This window comes from Fibrobacter sp. UWB7, from assembly GCF_900142945.1.
Taxonomy (GTDB): Bacteria; Fibrobacterota; Fibrobacteria; order Fibrobacterales; family Fibrobacteraceae; genus Fibrobacter.
This window is the reverse complement of record NZ_FRCO01000002.1, coordinates 760,292-778,194: the sequence shown is the minus strand read 5'-3', so window position 1 is coordinate 778,194 and position 17,903 is coordinate 760,292. Positions and strand designations below refer to the sequence as shown.

Below are 17,903 nucleotides of genomic sequence, written 5' to 3'. Positions count from 1 at the left end.
TAGACCATGATTCAGAACGGATTGGAATATTTGAATTCCCGCCTCATATTCGGGATGATGCCGGGTCTTGCTTCTACCCGTAAACTTTGCGAAGCTCTCGGAAATCCTCAAAAAAAGTTTAAGACGATTCATGTTGTTGGCACGAACGGCAAGGGCTCGACGAGCTATTACTTGTCGGGTGTTTTGCAGGCGCACGGTCTCAAGACGGGACTTTATACGAGCCCGCACTTGGTGAGCATGCGCGAACGCATCCGTGTGAACGATTTGCCGATTGACGATGAATCTCTTGACCGTTTGATTATGCAGGTCAAGGCCGCTGCCGAAGAAACGCAAGTGGAGCCGACGTTTTTTGAAGTGCTGACGATTGTCGCATTCCTCTATTACGCAGAACAGAACATTGATGTTGCAGTCTTGGAAGCGGGCATGGGCGGTCGTTTGGACAGCACTGCCGTTGCTGATGGCGAACTGATTGTGCTTACAAGCATTGGGCTGGAGCACACTGAAGTTCTCGGTAGCACGGAATCTGCTATTCTCAAGGAAAAAATGGGGGTAGCGGGTTCTGCACAAAGTATTCTTTCGAATGGTCGTAGCAAGACTTTTGTCTTGGGTGGCTTGAATGATGCTTTGATTGCTGAAGCCAAAATATTTGCGGCATCGCATGGATGCTCTTGTGTTGTTCCGGAAATCCGTAACGATATTGAACTTCCGAATTTAGGACAACATTACATTGAAAACGCAAGCCTTTCGCTTAAGGCTGCGGAACTGTTCTTGAAAAAGTTTGACGATAAACTTGCGCTCAAGACTCTTACGACGCGTTCTTGGGCGGGACGTATGCAAAAGCTTATCGATGCTAACGGCGAAACAAAGTTTATCCTAGATGGTGCGCATAATTCCCACGCGGTTCGCCGTCTGGTCGAGACGCTTGACAAGTATTACCCGAATCAAAAGTTCCATTGCGTATTCGGTGCGCTCCGTGACAAGGATGTGGGCGAAATGCTCAAGCTCATGGCTCCGCATGTGAGCGCTTGGCATATCACGCGTACGCCGTATCCGCGTTTCCGCGAGCTCATTGATTTGCAGGGCGAGCTTGAAAAGCTTGGGCTGAATGTCGCAAGTGCGGGCGAGTTTTCCCGCGAGTATCTCAATGAAGTTTGTGCGAGTGTTACGGATGGTTCGCCAGTGCTCATTACGGGTAGCCTTTACATGATTGGGGCGACGGTGCAGGCGCTCAAGGATGATTTTGATGGGCTCGCGTTTTTCCGTGGGATGGAGCCCACGACGAACGAACATCGATAAAAAAAGACATTGGCTAAGCCAATGTCTTTTTGCTTGAAATTTAAGCAGGATGATTATTCCATTTCATCAAGTTCGGCGTATGCCTTTTCTGCAGCGGCGCGAACCTTTTCGGCTTCGTCCTTTCTTTCCTGTTCTTCGAGCATCTTGACGTATTCGGAGACGAGGTCAGAGTCGAGCGTCATCACGCCGTAGACCTTGAACTTGCCGTCGGCAGTGGTTTCAACCTTGACGTCGTTGAGCGTAGCACCGTTGAGGCGCTGGTTCACGGAAGTCATGGAAGTGCTCTGGAAGTGTTCTGCAATTTCGTCGCTCACGTCTTCCTTGAAGTTCTTGATGAGAGCCTTGGTCTGTGCATCGATAGACTTGGCGAGGTCTACACGAGCGTTCTGGTCTGCCTTTTCAAGAGCAATCTGTTCATCAGCAGATTCGCCAATACCGATGCCTGCCGGAATGTGCTGCTTGATGTAGTTCTTTTTCTGCATCTGCATTTCGACGAGGATGCTTGCAGACTTTTCTTGCGGGGTCTGCGGAGGATTGCTAGAGCAACCTGCGAAGAGCGCTGCAAGAGCGAAACATGCGATGAGTTTTTTCATTGTTTTCTCCTTGGAATTAAAATCCAGATATATTGTTTTGTGATTTTAATATACAAAAAATATCATGCAAAGAAGCAGTTTTGCAGCATTTGTCAAAAAAAGTGTTGTTAAACGTAAGGAATGACACTTTCGATAGTGCTTTTTTGTATTATAATATAGTACGTATATTTTTGTAAAATTTTGGAGGTTGTCTTGAACAATACAGTACCCGTCCTGCAAATGATTACGCAGTCCGATATTGTGACCATGGTTATTCTCGGGATTCTCGCTTTTATGTCGCTAGGCTCCTGGGGCATCATCATCGTGAAGTTCTTTAAGCATAAATCAAATTTGCGTGCGAACGCCAAATTCTTTAAGGATTTTTGCAAGCTTAAGCATTTTTCGGAACTCCAAAAACTTTGTACTGTATCGAGCGATAGCGCGCTCCGTCTGCTGAGTGTCGAAGTCCTGAACGAAGTATCCAAGTTCAAGGGTAAAGTAACTTACGAATCCATTCAGCATCGTTCTTCCTTACTCGAAGATGCTATCCAGCGTTCGATTGAAGGAATCCGCATGGGGGAGGACCGCTATTTGACTTTCCTTGCCACAAGTTCTAACTTGGCTCCGTTCTTTGGTTTGCTCGGTACCGTTTGGGGTATCATGATTGCTTTCTTCCAGATTGGTCATCATGGCTCTGCGGACTTGACTGTTGTCGCTCCGGGTATTGCCATGGCTCTTATCACTACGGTGGCTGGCCTTTTGGTGGCAATACCTGCCTCTGCCGGGTATAATTACTTTACCTCTAAAAATGGAAGTAATGAAACTTCGTATTACAACTTTGGATCGCAAGTTTTGAGCTTGTTCAAGAGAGGTGACATGCTCGCTGTTGAAGGAGTTGCCGAGGAGGAAGCGTGAAACGCAGCCGCCGTAAGGACTTAAAGCAGGAACTCAACCTCACGAACATGATTGATATCGTGTTCGCCATCTTGATTGTGTTTATTTTGTGTGCACCGTTGATGAGCCAGGGCGTGAAGGTCAATCTCCCGCAGGTCAAGGCTCCGACGATGGAACAGCAGAAACTTTTAAAGGTTTCCATCACCAAGAACCTCGAAATATTCATCGCCGATATGCAGGTGGACATGGAAAGCTTCGAGAGCATTTTCAAGTCGCTGTGGAATGGCGAAATGGCTGTGGTCATCAATTCGGACGAAGCTGTAAGTTATGGCTTTGTGATGAAGGTTGTGACGCAGGTGCAAAAGCTCGGTGTGACGAAGCTTGGTTTCTTGACAATGACTCCAAAAGACGAACTGGTAAATGAAAAGAAATAGGGACCATATCCAATATTTCGAGACGGAAAACGATGGATCTTTATTCAAGATCATCGTGTGTGCTGTCGTGTTTCATTTGGTGGTTGTCGGGACTTTGATGGCTTTGCACAATATTGATTTGAGCAAGCCTGCCGAAGAAATTCCCGTGTTCGAAATGGTTCATGTCGATGAACCGGTAAAGCAGCCGGTGGCACATGCCCCGAAGCCGGATCCTGAACCGCAGCAAGCGCCGAAGGTGGAACCGCCTCCTCCGAAACAGCCCGAGCCGGTGCCGGAAACGACTCCTGAACCGGAACCCGCTCCAGAGCCGACTCCTGCAAAAACACTAGAGCCGGAAGCTCCGAAAGTTCCTGAAGAACCTGCTCCCGAAGTGAAGCCGGATACGCCGGAGCCCGTGCCTGTGCCGGAACCCAAGTCCGAAGAAAAGAAGCCGGAAGAAAAGGTCGAAAAGCCAAAGCCGGTTGAGAAGCCTGTTGAAAAGCCGGTGGAAAAGGTCGCGAAGAAAACGGTTGAAAAGAAGAAGGTCGAAAAGAAACCTGCGAAAAAGCCGAAGGATGACGACGACTTTGATATCGACGATTTGAATTTGCAGAAGTCGTTTGAATTGCCGAGCCTCAAGGCGGTAAATCCGATTGATATGGACCCGCTGATGCAGGTGTTCCTAGAACGCGCGAAGGCAAAAATCATGAGCAATTTCAATCCGCCAAACGGACTGACGATTGATCGTGATGCAAAAACGACGGTACAGTTTACAGTTGAACGTTCTGGTACGATTACTAGTGTGTTCCTCAAGCGTTCTTCGTCGAATAGCGCATGGGACCACTTGTCGATGCGTGCGGTGAAGATTTCGAAGTTGCCGGAACTCCCGCCGACGTACAAGGGCTCAAGTCTTGTGTTGCAGTTTAACTTTACGCCGAACTAGAAAAAGGAGATGCCTGCAGCATAGTTAGGAGTCCTGAAAATTAGGAATTAGGAAGTCGGAGTTCGGAATAAAAATAATCGCGGCTAAGCCGCCAAGTTAAATAATTCCGATTTCCGAATAACTCTAATGACCAATAACTAATGACCAAAGACCAAACTATCTTGTTGGCAAAATGAGATTATGATGAATAAAGTAAAATTGCTTTTTGTGTTTGTTGCGATGGCGCTTGCGGTGCCTGCGTTTGCGGCGATTGATACGATTGCTGTGGATGTGGGAATTTCGGTATTCCAGACGATGCCGATTGGCGTTGTGCCTTTTGAAGAAAATGGAAACATCAAGTGGACAAATGAAGCTCCGCATTTGATTTTGACGCGTGATGCAAACCTCACGGGGCGTTTTGAAGCTGTGAGTTCGGATAAGTTTGACTTGGTGCTTTTTAGCAAGAAACGTGCTCGCCAGTACGTGACCGGCAATGCGACCAAGCTCCCGAATGGAAAAATCAAGCTTGATTGCTATCTGTATGCTTCCGAGACGAAGGATGTGTTGCTTGGCGAAAGCTATACCGTGAAGCCTTATGACGTGCGTCAGGTGGTGCATTCGTTCTTTGACAAGGTCGTTTATCGCTTGTTCGGGGAACGCGGTGTTGCTTCGACAAAGCTTGCTTATGTTTCGAAAATCGATGGCGTGAAACAGGTCGTGATTTCGGATTACGATGGTTTCTCCCGTCGTCAGATTACGCGTGATTCTTCAATCAATATGATGCCGGTTTGGCAGAAGGGCAACAAGGGCCTTGTGTATGTGAACTTCCGCAAGCAACGCCCGAACCTTTACGCCATCACGTTTGGCGGCAAGGAAACCCCGCTCTTTACGCAGTTCAAGCAGACGTTTAGCCCGGCTGTAAACCCGAAGACCGGTGAACTCCTTTTCTCGGTGACGGAAGGTGCAAAGACGGAACTTTATCGCGGCGACATGAAGACCGGTTCTGCACAGAAGTTCTTGCACTTGAAATCGAATCAGGTAAGCCCCTCTTGGAGCCCGTTTGCAAGTGAAGTGCTTTTTACGAGTGATCGTGGCGGCTCTCCGCAAGTGTATGCGGTTGGGAAGGACGGCACGGACGTGCGCCGCATTACGTACATGGGTCATTACAATGAACGTGCAAGCTGGTCCCCAGAAGGTGACCGCATTGTCTACACATCGATGGATGATGGCAAGATGAACATTTATACTTGTGCTCTCGATGGTACGGATATTATCCAGTTGACATCGAACGCGGGGAATAACGAACACCCGACTTGGTCGCCCGATGGCAAGCTGATTGCATTTGCTAGCGACCGCGGTGGCAATTATCAAATTTATATTATGCGTAAAGACGGAAGTGGTGTCACACGTATTACGAATGGTGTCGAAAATACAGCACCGACTTGGTCCTGGTTCTTTGACGATAAAAAATTTAAATAGAGGAGTGAATTATGGGTAAGGTAATTAAACTCGCTTTGATGGGTACGGCTGTTGCACTCTTTGCTTGGGGTTGCAGCAAGGAAAAGCCAGAAACGGATCCGCAACCGCAAACGGCGCCGGAAGCTCCTGCGGATTCTACATTGAACCTCGATACGCTTGTGACGGATACGCTGAGCGCGGATTCTTTGGCACGCTTGGAAGCGGAACGCCTTGAAGCAGAACGTGCACGCTTGGAAGAATTGATCAACCGCATCATGCTCGAAGATGTTTACTTTGACTATGACCGCTCCGAATTGACCGAAAATGCAAAGCGCTTGCTTGCGCAAGTGGCTGAAATTCTGGTCAATGAAAATCGCTTTATCGTGACGGTCGAAGGTCATACGGATGCTCGCGGTACTGAAGACTACAACATTTCTCTGGGCGCTCGCCGCTCGACGGTGGTGCGTGAGTTCTTGATTGCGTACGGCGTGGATGCCAACAGGCTTGTTTCGGTGAGCTATGGCAAGGAACGTCCGAAGGTTCAGGGAACTGACGAAACGGCGTATTCCAAGAATCGCAGAGCTCATTTCCGCGTGTCCATTGATCAATAGTTTGGGGAGGATTTGATTGTGAATTTGAAGTCTTTATCTCTTGGCGTTGTTTTGGCTTCGTTTGTGCTTTCGGGATGCAGTAGCATTACGATGTTGCGCACAAAAGAAATGCGTGCAGTCGGTGACGATGTCATTGCCAAAAATGACTCGGCGTACAAGGCTCTTTCTGCTGAAAATGCATCGCTCCGTGCGGAACTCGATAGCGTGAAGGCTCAACTCGATGCTGCTGCAGTGGCGCAAAAGCGCTTGCAGGCCGAAGTGACGGTGCTTTCGAATCGCATGAGTGAAGAAACGGTCCGTCGCGATACGCGTCAGGAAGAAATCATCTACCGCTTGGATTTGCTACTTGGCAAGTCTGACAAGATTTTGGCAAAGAAGGTGGTGGTGAACAACGGCGTGGCTAGCGCCGTGATGGAACCGGACGCCAATGCTGAAAAGATGATTGAAGCGGAAACGATGTTCAATGCCGCTCATTCGGATTATCATCGTGGCGAATACAAGCTTGCGTACAATGGCTTTAAGCAGGTGTACGAACTTGTGAAAAAGGGCGAAATGGCAGAAGGGGCTCTCTACTGGATGTCGCTTTGTTTGATTGAAGCGAACCAGGCGGCAAAGGCAAAGACGCTCCTCACGAATCTTGTGGATTCTAATCCGAATGGGATGAAGGCTTGTGCGGGCATGTATAAACTTGCTTCGATTTACGGCAATGAATGCAATCTGGACCGTAAAAAGCAGTATTTGCAGATGATCCTTTCGAACAATACGTGCGCTTCGACTCCGGAACTGGAGCAGGCGGCAATTTCATTGCAGGATTTGCTTGACTTTAAGTCTCCGGATGGGCGCTCGGCAACGGAAATTTGCAGAGAGCAAATGCGATAAATACGAAAAAAAGCCGGCTGGAAGCCGGCTTTTGTGCGTTTGGGAAGACGTAATTTTTTAATCGTCGCGGGCGTCCGGATTGAAACGCTTGACGGTTGCACCGATCTTTGCCATCTTAGCTTCGAAATCTTCGTAACCGCGGTCGAGATGGTAAATACGGCTGATGGTCGTTTCGCCTTCGGCAATGAGGCCTGCGAGAACGAGAGCCGCACTGGCGCGGAGGTCGGAACCCATGATGTCGGCACCTTCGAGCGGGAGGCCTCCCTTGATTGTAGCGGTGTTGCCGTTCAGCTGGATGGAGGCTCCTAAGCGTTCGAGTTCAGCGATATGCTTGAAACGGTCGTTATAAACCGTGTCTTGCACGAGGCTGTTCCCTGGAATGGAGAGGAGCGTTGCCATGAACGGAGCCTGCATATCGGTCGGGAATCCCGGGAACGGGAGCGTGACGAGGCTCATCGGCTTGAGTTCTTGCTGGCGGGCATCGACTTCGGCCCAGTCGGCACCGACGTTCACCTTGCAGCCGATTTCGCGGAAGGCATCGAGCGTAGAGGCGATGTGTTCCGGGATGATGCGTGTGACCTTGACGCGGCCGCGCGTGATGGCGGCGGCGCAGAGGAACGTGCCTGCTTCAATGCGGTCCGGGATGGTGACGCCTGTACCCGGGCGGAGCGATTCAACACCTTGGACGGTCAGGGTGCGCGTTCCGCGGCCCTGGATTTTGGCGCCCATGCTTGTGAGGAAGTCGATGAGGTTGTCAATTTCGGGTTCGAGGGCTGCATTCTGCAAGACGCTCACGCCCTTGGCAAGTGTCGCCGCCATCAAGACGTTGACCGTTGCACCGACGCTAGAAATCGGGAAGTTGAAGTTGCCACCGGGGAGGCGGCCTTCGCAAGTGGCTTCGACATAGCCGTGCGTGACGGTAATCTTTGCACCGAGCGCTTCGAGACCTTTGAGGTGCAGGTCAACGGGGCGCGGGCCCCAGGCGCATCCGCCGGGGAGCGAGACGCGGCAGCGACCGAATCTGGCGACGAGAGGGCCGAGAACGTAGAAACTTGCGCGCATGGTCTTCACAAGTTCGTACGGTGCTTCGAGATGGTCTACACCGCGGGTGTCGATTCTCAGGACGTGGCTTCCGCCGTTGATGTGGCAACCAATCACGCGGAGCACATCGGACATGGTCTTCATGTCTTTCAAGTGCGGAACGTTTGTGATTTCAGAAACGCCATCGGCGAGGAGGGCTGCTGCCATGACGGCAAGCACGGCGTTTTTGGCACCAGAAATTTCAACTTCACCATTGACCGGTGCTTTCACTTGCGGAACAATAAACTGATCCATATAAATTAAACCTCTTTATTTTCTTTTTGTTCGATGGCATTATGAACGACACGAGTCTGTGCGATAAAGTCGTGTAGCGCTCTCTTTTGCGGATCGATAAGGACTATCAGGTAACCCAAACCATAAAAAATGAGTGTCGCTTGCGTGACGATGCTTGCCACAAAGCGGAAAAATGAGAAAGCCCAAGAGAGCTTTTCGCCATTTGCCATTTCAACATGAATGCGCAAAAGCTTTTTGCCTGGCGTGGCGCCCCAAACCGCATGGAAAACGATAAAGTAAATGGCCTGTACAACGCTCCAAATCGTAAAGAACGTAGACATTCCGGGGAGCTCGAGCGCTTTGGAAACGAGTTCTGTGGAGGCGGGATTATCGATGTACTGGTTTACGATTTCGGTGACGGCGTTCAAGTCCAGCATTCCTGCCAAACTCATGACGTAAAGGAACAACGCACCGACTATAGAAAGAATTAAGTTATCTATAATAAACGCGTTAGCGCGTACAAAAAATCCTGCGTAGCGTTTGCGGTTTAGTTTGCTCTGGAGAAGCGTTTCAATCGTCTGCTTGAGGAGTTCTTCTTCGGTTGGCTCTGGGGGTTCGCTTGCTTCGGGAAAATCCTTCCATGCCTTCCAATTAGTTTCGCCGGTGTGCCAGACTAAAGTTTCGTCTTTTATCTTGCCTTCGTTGACAAAATCTCTAATTTCATCGATAGAATAAGGACCTTGACGCCTATCCCCGTCGGTGATTGATGTATCGATATAAAACCATTTCATGTTGTGGAATAATTTAGTAAAAAGTTCGCAAGCCGAATTTTCGAAAAAATCCTAAATTTACAGGTTATGATGATGTTTAAAATTGGTCAGCGCTACGTTAGCCAAGCCGAACCTACCCTGGGGCTTGGTATTGTATCTGAAGTTCAGGGCCGTACTGTTAAAATTTTGTTCCCGTCTATCGGCCAAGCTCGTATTTACAGGACCGATGAAGCTCCGATTGAACGTTTTGTTTTGCAAGTAGGTGAAACCGTCAAGAGCGAAAAGGGAGTCTCCTTTGTGGTGGATTCCGTTCGCGAAGATTCGGGAATCAAAGTCTATGTCGGGCGTAATGGTAAAGAAATGAAGGAATCCGAGCTGAGCTCGAAGATTTCGACCGCTCGACCGGCTGTGCTGTTTAAGGCCTTGGCTGATGACGAAGTGTGTTCGTCGCGTGATTTTTTGCGTCATGAAGATGCGATGGAAATGTATTACAAGTGGATTTCTTCGCCGGTTCGCGGCATGATTGGCCCGCGTGTGAACATGATCCCGCACCAGTATTACCTTTGCTACCGCGCATGCTCTAGCTCTACGCTCCCGAGGCTTATGCTTTCGGACGAAGTGGGCTTGGGCAAGACGATTGAAGCGGGCATGATTTGGCATGCTCTCAAGTCGAGAGGCCGCATCCAGCGTACGCTTGTGATTGTTCCAGAAACGCTGAAGCACCAGTGGATGATTGAAATGAAGCGCCGTTTCAACCAGCTCTTTACGCTGGTGGACGAAGGTTACATCCGTGGTTTGTTTGTGGGTGTCGCAAAAGATGAAACGAAGCCCAATCCGTTCATGCAGAGTAACGACATCATCGTGTCCATTGATTTTTTGATGGCGCAGCCTGCATTGATTGAAGACCTTTTGAAGACGAACTGGGATATGACCATCATTGATGAAGCCCACCATCTGGTGTGCGAGGATGGTTTTACGAGCCACGAGTACATGCTTGCGAACAGGGTGATTGGCCGCTCGAAGGGCGTGTTGCTTTTGACCGGTACGCCCTTGCAGCTCCATCCGGAATCGCAGTTCAACCGCCTCAAGATGCTTGACCCGGTGCGCTTTGCCGATTACAACGATTTTATCAAGGACCAGGAAGCTTACCTCAAGCTTGTGCGAGATTTAAATAAGCTTCCGACCGACCCGAACCACCACATGAGTTGGGACGATTTGTACGAATGCGTCCCGAAGAACTCGCAAATCCGTCCGTGGCTGGAACAGGAAAATTCAAAGTCGATGACCGCAGGCGAATGGATGCGCCGCATTGTCGATGGCATGGGTACGGGTTCCGTGGTGTTCCGTAATACGCGTAAGGGCGTGGGCGGATTCCCGAAGCGTGTGCTCGATGAAATTCCGCTCGAACCGAATCCGGCTTACCGTGAAATGGTGGATGTCGCTGCCGACCGCGATTTGGAAGCTTCGACGGACATTCAGGAAAATGGCCTCCTCTGCACGAGGTTCTCCGACGCTTGGGCGATGGACGAACGATTTGTGTGGCTCAAGGGATTCCTCAAGGAATACAAGAACGAAAAGGTTTTGTTGATTTGCGAATCCATTCAGGTGGTGCAGGCGCTTGAAACTTTGCTTCTCGAATTCTTGGGTGAAGGTGCGTTTGTGATGTTCCACGAAGACATGAGCATCATGGCTCGTGACAAGGCTGCGGCAAACTTCAGCAAGCCTGATGGCGCCAACTTGCTCATCGCTTCTGAAATTGGTTCTGAAGGCCGTAACTTCCAGTTCTCGCATCACTTGGTCTTGTTCGACTTGCCGCTTGATGCCGCTCTTGTGGAACAGCGTATTGGCCGTTTAGACCGCATTGGTCAGGATAAGGACATCATCATCCACGTGCCGTACGTGAAGGGCTCGGGTCAGGAAGTGATGTTCCGCTGGTACAACGAAGGCTTGAATTCGTTTGGCGCTCCGCTCATGAGCGGTGGTGAACTTTTCCTCAAGTACACGGAATCGCTGATTGAAGCTTTGGCAACGCCGCGCGCTAGCCTTGAAAACTTTGTGAAGAACGTCATCCCGCAGGTCAAGAAAGACTGCGAGCAGATGCGTAAGCATATTGAAAACGGTCGTGACCGCTTGCTGGAATTTAACTCCCGCAATCCTGAAAAGGCAAAGGAAATCACGGACGAGATTCGTGAACTTGATGCCGAGCCGGAACTCAAGAATCTAGTGTTCGATTCCTTGATGAATCGCGGACTCGATGTTGAAAAGAGCTCTGTGCAGGATTGCTTCCTCATCACGATGGGACCGCAGGTTGAAGCGGGCTCTGTGCCGGGCATGCCTGATTTGGCAATGGCTGCGGCTACTGCTGGCGGTGGTCGCGTAAATAGCCAGACGGATTTGTGTGGCGAAGGCGGTGGAGATGGCGACGGCGATGGTCGTGTGAGTGGTGGCACTTGCATGACGGTCACGTTCGATCGCGATGTTGCGATGACGCACGACGATATTGAATTTATCAGCTTGGACCATCCGCTGGCTCAAGGCGTGTTCGATTACGAAACGAGCTTTGGCCGTGGAACGGTGTCTTGCGCCATTTGGCCGAACTCCGGTTTGCGTGGGCTCATGATGCAGTACAACTTTGCTGTGGAACTGCCTGTGTCCGAAGAATGGGGCTGTGCCGATATCGCAGGGCCGAAGTATTTCAAGGTGCTGGTGAATGCGAAGGGCGAAAACATGTCCGCGCATTTCGATGCGCTTTCGGATGCGGCGCTCAAGGATGTTGGCGTTCCGCAGGGCAATGCGGCTGTCGATATGACGCTCCGTTACTTTGCTAAGGATGGTCTTGCTAAGGCTCGCTTGATTGTTTCTGAACAGGCTAAGAAGTATGCTGAAGAAGCGGCAAATGCCGTGGAAGCGCGTTCGGAACAGGAATACCAGCGCATGAACCATTTGCTCTCGATGCGTGGCAAGGCGGGTACAAGCGAAGCTTTGAAGCAGCTCCGCAAGAACGTGCAGGAACGCAAGAAAATTGTGGCTAATCCGCAGCTCCGCCTTGATGCCATTCGCTTGGTGGTGTGCAAGTAAACTATTGACTAATAACTAACGACTGAAAAATGAGTGAATTAAGAAAGAACATTTTAGATGAAGCTCGCCGCGTGGTGGTGAAGATTGGTTCTCGCATTCTCGTGGATTCCGAGCGTGGTGGCGTTCGTACGCGTTACATCCAGAAGCTCGCGGATTCCGTGGCTCGCTTGATGGATGCAGGCAAGGAGGTCGTCATTGTCACGAGTGGCGCTGTGGGTACTGGCATGGCTGAACTGGGTTACGCTCAAAAGCCGACCGTGCTTGCCGAAAAGCAGGCTTGCGCTGCCGTGGGTCAGATTGACCTCATGTACGCTTATCGCGAAATGTTCCGCTGGGTGCAACTCTCTGTTGGTCAAATTCTTTTGTCTGCAGAAGACTTCCGCGACCGCGCACGTTACAAGAATTTGCAGAACACCATCAAGGCCATGCTTGCCAAGAAGATTGTTCCGATTATTAACGAGAACGATTCCTTGGCTGTCGCTGAAATCAAGGTGGGCGATAACGACAAGCTTTCAAGCGATGTGGCTCTGTTCCTTGATGCAGACTTGCTCCTCATCTTTACGGATGAAGACGGCTTGTTCGATGACAATCCGAAGAAGAATCCGAACGCTCGCTTGTTGAACTTTGTTCCTGAAATCACGCCTGCCATTTTGGCTTTGGCCGGAAAGCCCGGCGAGGCCGGGTCCGCCGTCAGTACCGGCGGCATGAGGAGCAAGCTCGAAGCCATTCGCAATGTGACGAAGAGCGGTGCAAATGCATTCCTTGCTAGCGGTATGAAGGTGCTCCCGCATCAGGTGTTCTTTGAAAATGCTACAGGTACGTTATTCGCAGGTTCCAAGAAAAAGCTCAATAGCCGTCAGCGCTGGCTGAGCTTTATCACAACTCCGCGTGGAAGCGTGATTGTCGATGAAGGCGGCGTGAAGGCTTTGCGTGAAAATCATTCGAGCTTGTTGCCGGTTGGCGTGATTGCGGTACAGAAGCATTTCGACAAGGGTGACTTGATTGAAGTACAGGACGAAAAGAAGAATCCTGTGGCTCGTGGTGTCGCTGGTTTTGATAGCGAAACGCTTAAGCTTGTGCTCCGCAAGAAGACTGCCCAAGTGCACGAAATCTTGGGCAAGAATGTTCCGGATGAACTTATCCACAAGAACGACTTGGTTGTATTCTAACTAGGTGACTTTAGACCGCTTTAGACAAAAGGATCAAACGTATGGCTGAAGATCAGAATGTCGAAGAACTGGCCGAAGAATCGGCGGAACTCCCGAAAGTTGAAAGTAGGGAAGACCTGGCTCGCATTATACAGGCGCTTGTGTTTGCGTCTCCGGATGTCGTGACGCTCAAGAAGCTTCGCGAAATTCTCGGCGATTTTTTGGATGCTCGTTCTGTGGCGGATGCACTCATTACCGCGAACGATTCTTTGAACAAGATTCAGTCTCCGTTTGAAATTGTGGAACAGGCGGGCGGTTACCGCTTTAGAACACGTGCAAAGTATTATCCATGGGTGCGCAAACTCTTCCCGGAAGCAAATGCAAGACGCCTTTCGCAGGCAGCTCTTGAAACGCTTGCCGTGATTGCGTACCAGCAGCCGATTACCAAAGCCGCCATTGAACAGGTTCGTGGCGTTTCTTCTGCGGATGGTCCGATCCGTAATTTGCTTGACAAGGGCTTTATTACTTTGGGTGCAAGAGCGGAAACTGTCGGTAACCCCTATACTTACGTCACGACGCAAGAATTTTTGAAATACTTTGGTATCAATCGCATTCCAGAAGACTTGCCGCGTTTGCGCGAATTCAGCGAACTTTTGGAAGCCGGCGCTCTGGTGCCGCAGTACTCCAAGCCTGATAACGCTCCGGAAGAACCGACTCCGCTCGAAGAATCGACTGACCAGATTGAATTGTCTATGGGAGATGCTTAATGGCCGTTACTCCGTTGATGCAGCAATATTACGAAATCAAGAAAGAAAATCCTGGCTGCATTTTGTTTTTCCGCATGGGCGACTTCTTTGAACTTTTTGAAGATGACGCTGTAATCGCCTCGAAAATTTTAGGTTTAACGCTCACGAGCCGCAATAACGGCGCCTCCGGTGCAACGCCTTTGTGCGGGTTCCCGCACCACGCTGCCGAACGCTATGTGCCAAAGATGGTGGCCGCAGGCTACCGCATCGCCATTTGCGAACAGGTCGAAGACCCGAAACTCGCGAAGGGCATTGTCAAGCGTGACATTGTTGAAATCATCAGCGCCGGCACGGCGATGAACGAAGAAAACCTCAATGCGAAAGAGGCAAACTACCTTTGCGCTTATGTGCCTGCGACAAGCGATGATGGCAAGGGCGGAAACGGGGACGTAGCTGCTTTTGCGATTGCCGATGTGACAACGGGTTACTTGGCCACGTGCCGTAGCAGTGTGCAGGCTTTTGAATGCGAATTCAGCCGCCGCATGCCCAAGGAAATTGTGATTCCCGAAGGGACGACGATTCCATCAGCGATTATGGACTTGATCAAGGCGGAAAACGTCTTGGTCACTGAACTCCCGGCGATTTTGTTTGCAGAAGACCAGGCGAAGGATGTGCTCTTTACACACTTCAAGGTCGAAGCTCTTGATGGCCTTGGCTTGGATGGTCGCGTTTTTGAAACGTCCGTGACGGGTGCGTTGCTCCAGTATTTGATCAACCAGAAAAAGTCCGAATTGTCGCACTTTACGACGCTTGAGATTTTGAATCTGGACGATTACATGACGCTCGATCCGAGCACGCTCCGCAACTTGGAACTCGTGCGTCCGCTGAATGCTGACGATTATTCCAGCACGCTTTGCTCAGTGCTCGATTTTACGGTGACGGCGATGGGTGGGCGTACGCTCAAGGACTGGGTGAGCCATCCGTTGATTGCTGTGGACCGCATCCGCGAACGCGAAGAAGCGGTGGGCGAACTTGTCCAGAATCCTGTGGCGCTTGATGAACTCAAGGAATCGCTCACGTCGATTCTCGATATGGAACGCTTGATGGGCCGTGTCGGTAGCGGTCGTGCAAATGCGCGTGACCTTGCTGGAATGGGACGTTCTCTTTCGCAGGCATCGAAGGTCGCTGACGTTTTGGAAGGCTTGCATGCGCCGCTTTTTGAAGGTCTACGCGAAACGTTGAATGCAGCAAAGGGCCGTGGCGAAGACTTGCTCAAGTACTTCAATGATGACTTGCCGATGACCGTGCGCGAAGGCGGTATGATCCGCCCGGGGGCAAGTGCTGAACTTGATGCGATGAACGAAGACATCAAGGAACGCCGCGAATGGATTGCTTCGCTGGAAGGTCGCGAACGCGAACGCCTCGGAATCCCGTCATTGAAAGTCGGTTACAACCGCGTGTTCGGTTACTACATCGAGATCACGAAGGCGCAGATGGCGAAGGCCACGCAGCCGATTCCGGACGAGTACATCCGCAAGCAGACAACGGTGAACGGCGAACGCTATATCACGCCCGAGATGAAGGAATGCGAATCCGTCATCAGCAATGCCGAAGTCAACATCCATGCGCTGGAATACAAGATTTTCTGCGAACTTCGCGAACGCGTGAACAGCTGGCGTGCCGAACTCCAGGGCATTGCCGATGCAATTGCTCGAGTCGATAGCTTGTACAGCTTTGCCCGTGCGGCACGTAAGTACAATTACGTTTGCCCGGAAGTTTTTGAAGGAACGGGTATTGAAATTCGCGGCGGTTTCCATCCGGTGATTGTTGCGGTGAACCCTGATTTGAACTTTATCCCGAATGATGTGACGCTCTCGCCGGATGGTACGCGACTGATGCTCATTACAGGCCCGAACATGGCCGGTAAATCGACGTACTTGCGCCAGACGGGGCTTATTGTGCTCATGGCGCAGATTGGCTGCTTTGTGCCTGCCGAAAGTGCGCGCATTGGCGTGGTGGACCGCATCTTTACGCGTGTGGGCGCAAGCGACCGCTTGAGCCGTGGCCTCAGTACGTTCATGGTCGAGATGATCGAAACGGCGAACATCTTGCGCAATGCGACTCCGCATAGCCTTGTGCTGCTCGATGAAATCGGTCGCGGTACGAGTACGTTTGACGGTCTCTCAATTGCGTGGGCGATTGTCGAGACTCTCCACAGCGAGCCTGCCCGCATGGCGCTTACGCTGTTTGCAACGCACTATCACGAATTGACGGGCCTTGTGGAATCGTTAGAACATGCCGGAAACTTCCAGGTCGCTGTGCAGGAAAAGGGCGACAAGCTCACGTTCTTGCACAAGATTCTTGAAGGTGCTTGCGATTCAAGCTATGGTATTCACGTGGCCGAGATGGCGGGGCTGCCACCTAACGTGGTGCGCCGAGCTCGCAAGATTTTGCTCCGTTTGGAAAAGCAGAAGATTGACCCGAGCGACGAGGCGCAAAACAAGAAAATCAAGGCGCAGCCGCAGATGGACTTGTTTGCACCGCCAGACGAGAACACGCTTTTGCTCAAGGATGAAATTCGCAGGCTCAAGCCCGAGGAAATGACTCCGATGCAAGCGCTGCAACGCCTCATGGACCTGAAGGAAAATTACGGGAAATAGCAATTAGTCAATAGTCAATGGTCTTTAGATAAATGCGGCGAAACTGCAATAATAAAACTACTGACTAATGACTAAGAACTAACAACTAAAATATGATTGATTTCGCGGCTTTAATGAACTTTGCTTTTGAGAATCGGCTCTACGAGTCCGAGGTTCATGGCATTGAGCATTGGCATCAGGTGGAGTATAATGGGCTCCTCCTGGCGAAAAAGACTGGCGCCGACATTGACGTGGTGCGCTTGTTTGCTATTTTCCACGACTCGCAGCGTTTGGATGATGCGTACGACCGTGAACATGGCGCACGTGGCGCAGAATTTGCACAGCGCTGTCGTGAAGAAAAGCGCTTTGAGCTGGACGATGAGCGCTTTGGCTGGCTCTATGATGCGTGTCGCCTCCACACGATTCAGCCGCGTACGGGAATTGTTACGATAGACACGTGCTTTGATGCGGACCGTCTGGATTTGGGCCGTGTCGGGTTCCCGCTGAATCCCCAAAAGATGGCGACGGAATGGGGTGCAAAAATAGCCCAGAAGTCTCTCACTTCGGGCTATTCCGTATTCCACATGCGCGAGTGGATCCGCAAATTGGTGCTTTAATTATTCCTTAATTGCCTGGAACGTGCAGCTGATTTCGACAGCGACGTTCTTCGGGAGTGTCGAAACGCCAACAGCCGTACGGGCGTGCTTCCCGTTTTCACCGAGAATCTGTACGGCAAGTTCGCTAGCGCCATTCAGCACAATCGGCTGGTCGTGGAAATCGTTTGCGGACTGCACAAAACCCTGGATCTGAACGAGGCGGAGTGTTTCGCCGGCTTTCAACTGCGTGAGGGCGGCGGCAATGTTGTTCAAGAAGCAAATCTGTGCCGCTTCCTTAGCTTTTTCCACAGAAATCTGGTTCGGGACGACGCCTGTAAAGGCGGAAAAGTCTCCCTTCACAGATGGTAACTGTCCAGAAACGATAATCGTATCGCCAAAGCGCGTTGCCGGAACATAAGCGGCTACCGGTGCGGGGCAGGCGGGGAGCGTCAGCCCCAATTCTTGGAATTTAGAGACAATTTGACTCATGTAATCTCCTTGTTTTTGCGCCTTTAATATACAATAATTGAGGTGCGTTTGGAGCGTTTATGTTTCGCTAATTAAAAC

At 50.6% G+C, this 17,903-nt stretch carries 16 protein-coding genes; 12 read left to right on the top strand and 4 right to left on the bottom strand.

Annotation, left to right across the window (positions count from 1 at the left end):
- The first annotated feature begins 6 nt into the window (after nt 1–6).
- Complete coding sequence (locus tag BUC30_RS08735) at nt 7–1,296, top strand: bifunctional folylpolyglutamate synthase/dihydrofolate synthase (RefSeq protein WP_073424476.1); 1,290 nt, start codon at nt 7–9, stop codon at nt 1,294–1,296.
- A 53-nt stretch (nt 1,297–1,349) separates the two neighbouring features.
- Here BUC30_RS08735 and BUC30_RS08730 read toward each other — a convergent pair whose 3' ends face one another.
- Nucleotides 1,350–1,889: an LPP20 family lipoprotein gene (locus BUC30_RS08730; RefSeq protein WP_073424475.1), complete on the bottom strand. Its 540-nt coding sequence runs from the start codon at nt 1,887–1,889 to the stop codon at nt 1,350–1,352.
- 192 nt (nt 1,890–2,081) lie between these two features.
- On the opposite strand from BUC30_RS08730, the gene BUC30_RS08725 reads away from it, so the two are divergent.
- From BUC30_RS08725 to BUC30_RS08700, 6 genes are all read left to right on the top strand, one after another.
- Nucleotides 2,082–2,783, top strand: coding sequence for a MotA/TolQ/ExbB proton channel family protein (locus BUC30_RS08725; RefSeq protein WP_139260816.1), 702 nt, complete (start codon nt 2,082–2,084; stop codon nt 2,781–2,783).
- Entirely contained in the window at nt 2,780–3,196 is a 417-nt protein-coding gene (locus BUC30_RS08720; protein ID WP_072828243.1) for an ExbD/TolR family protein, read from the top strand. The genes BUC30_RS08725 and BUC30_RS08720 overlap by 4 nt, the downstream gene beginning before the upstream one ends.
- Nucleotides 3,183–4,118, top strand: a complete 936-nt coding sequence (locus BUC30_RS08715) for an energy transducer TonB (RefSeq protein ID WP_073424473.1) — start codon at nt 3,183–3,185, stop codon at nt 4,116–4,118. Before BUC30_RS08720 ends, BUC30_RS08715 begins: the two co-directional genes overlap by 14 nt.
- A 180-nt stretch (nt 4,119–4,298) precedes the next feature.
- Nucleotides 4,299–5,576 carry a translocation protein TolB gene (locus BUC30_RS08710; protein WP_244536564.1) on the top strand — a complete coding sequence of 426 codons (1,278 nt, stop codon included), beginning with the start codon at nt 4,299–4,301 and terminating at the stop codon, nt 5,574–5,576.
- An 11-nt stretch (nt 5,577–5,587) separates the two neighbouring features.
- The gene (locus tag BUC30_RS08705; RefSeq protein WP_073424471.1) at nt 5,588–6,166 is read left to right on the top strand and encodes an OmpA family protein; all 579 of its coding nucleotides are present in this window, start codon (nt 5,588–5,590) and stop codon (nt 6,164–6,166) included.
- 18 nt (nt 6,167–6,184) lie between these two features.
- Nucleotides 6,185–7,045 carry a tetratricopeptide repeat protein gene (locus BUC30_RS08700; RefSeq protein WP_244536563.1) on the top strand — a complete coding sequence of 287 codons (861 nt, stop codon included), beginning with the start codon at nt 6,185–6,187 and terminating at the stop codon, nt 7,043–7,045.
- A gap of 57 nt (nt 7,046–7,102) precedes the next feature.
- On the opposite strand, the gene murA is transcribed toward BUC30_RS08700, so the two are convergent.
- Entirely contained in the window at nt 7,103–8,380 is a 1,278-nt protein-coding gene (murA, locus tag BUC30_RS08695; protein ID WP_073424469.1) for a UDP-N-acetylglucosamine 1-carboxyvinyltransferase, read from the bottom strand.
- 5 nt (nt 8,381–8,385) lie between these two features.
- Nucleotides 8,386–9,150, bottom strand: coding sequence for an RDD family protein (locus tag BUC30_RS08690; RefSeq protein WP_073424468.1), 765 nt, complete (start codon nt 9,148–9,150; stop codon nt 8,386–8,388).
- 66 nt (nt 9,151–9,216) lie between these two features.
- Between BUC30_RS08690 and rapA the strand changes: the two genes are divergently transcribed.
- From rapA to BUC30_RS08665, 5 genes are all read left to right on the top strand, one after another.
- Nucleotides 9,217–12,207: an RNA polymerase-associated protein RapA gene (gene rapA / locus BUC30_RS08685; RefSeq protein ID WP_073424467.1), complete on the top strand. Its 2,991-nt coding sequence runs from the start codon at nt 9,217–9,219 to the stop codon at nt 12,205–12,207.
- Nucleotides 12,208–12,236: 29 nt separating this feature from the next.
- Nucleotides 12,237–13,376, top strand: a complete 1,140-nt coding sequence (gene proB / locus BUC30_RS08680; RefSeq protein WP_073424466.1) for a glutamate 5-kinase — start codon at nt 12,237–12,239, stop codon at nt 13,374–13,376.
- Nucleotides 13,377–13,417: 41 nt separating this feature from the next.
- Complete coding sequence (gene scpB, locus BUC30_RS08675) at nt 13,418–14,122, top strand: SMC-Scp complex subunit ScpB (protein ID WP_012820032.1); 705 nt, start codon at nt 13,418–13,420, stop codon at nt 14,120–14,122.
- Complete coding sequence (gene mutS / locus BUC30_RS08670) at nt 14,122–16,761, top strand: DNA mismatch repair protein MutS (protein ID WP_073424465.1); 2,640 nt, start codon at nt 14,122–14,124, stop codon at nt 16,759–16,761. The genes scpB and mutS overlap by 1 nt, the downstream gene beginning before the upstream one ends.
- Before the next feature lie 113 nt (nt 16,762–16,874).
- On the top strand, nt 16,875–17,357 hold the full coding sequence (locus BUC30_RS08665; RefSeq protein WP_244536562.1) for an HD domain-containing protein: 483 nt from the start codon (nt 16,875–16,877) through the stop codon (nt 17,355–17,357).
- On the opposite strand, the gene BUC30_RS08660 is transcribed toward BUC30_RS08665, so the two are convergent.
- Nucleotides 17,358–17,825 carry a RidA family protein gene (locus tag BUC30_RS08660; RefSeq protein ID WP_073424463.1) on the bottom strand — a complete coding sequence of 156 codons (468 nt, stop codon included), beginning with the start codon at nt 17,823–17,825 and terminating at the stop codon, nt 17,358–17,360. It abuts the gene before it with no gap.
- Between the last annotated feature and the right edge of the window lie 78 nt (nt 17,826–17,903).

Bases quoted from the DNA above. Each gene is read 5' to 3' on its own strand.
- BUC30_RS08735 (WP_073424476.1), top strand. From the start codon at position 7: ATGATTCAGAACGGATTGGAATATTTGAATTCCCGCCTCATATTCGGG.
- BUC30_RS08730 (WP_073424475.1), bottom strand. From the start codon at position 1,889: ATGAAAAAACTCATCGCATGTTTCGCTCTTGCAGCGCTCTTCGCAGGT.
- BUC30_RS08715 (WP_073424473.1), top strand. From the start codon at position 3,183: ATGAAAAGAAATAGGGACCATATCCAATATTTCGAGACGGAAAACGAT.
- BUC30_RS08710 (WP_244536564.1), top strand. From the start codon at position 4,299: ATGATGAATAAAGTAAAATTGCTTTTTGTGTTTGTTGCGATGGCGCTT.
- BUC30_RS08705 (WP_073424471.1), top strand. From the start codon at position 5,588: ATGGGTAAGGTAATTAAACTCGCTTTGATGGGTACGGCTGTTGCACTC.
- murA (WP_073424469.1), bottom strand. From the start codon at position 8,380: ATGGATCAGTTTATTGTTCCGCAAGTGAAAGCACCGGTCAATGGTGAA.
- BUC30_RS08690 (WP_073424468.1), bottom strand. From the start codon at position 9,150: ATGAAATGGTTTTATATCGATACATCAATCACCGACGGGGATAGGCGT.
- rapA (WP_073424467.1), top strand. From the start codon at position 9,217: ATGATGATGTTTAAAATTGGTCAGCGCTACGTTAGCCAAGCCGAACCT.
- proB (WP_073424466.1), top strand. From the start codon at position 12,237: ATGAGTGAATTAAGAAAGAACATTTTAGATGAAGCTCGCCGCGTGGTG.
- scpB (WP_012820032.1), top strand. From the start codon at position 13,418: ATGGCTGAAGATCAGAATGTCGAAGAACTGGCCGAAGAATCGGCGGAA.
- mutS (WP_073424465.1), top strand. From the start codon at position 14,122: ATGGCCGTTACTCCGTTGATGCAGCAATATTACGAAATCAAGAAAGAA.
- BUC30_RS08665 (WP_244536562.1), top strand. From the start codon at position 16,875: ATGAACTTTGCTTTTGAGAATCGGCTCTACGAGTCCGAGGTTCATGGC.
- BUC30_RS08660 (WP_073424463.1), bottom strand. From the start codon at position 17,825: ATGAGTCAAATTGTCTCTAAATTCCAAGAATTGGGGCTGACGCTCCCC.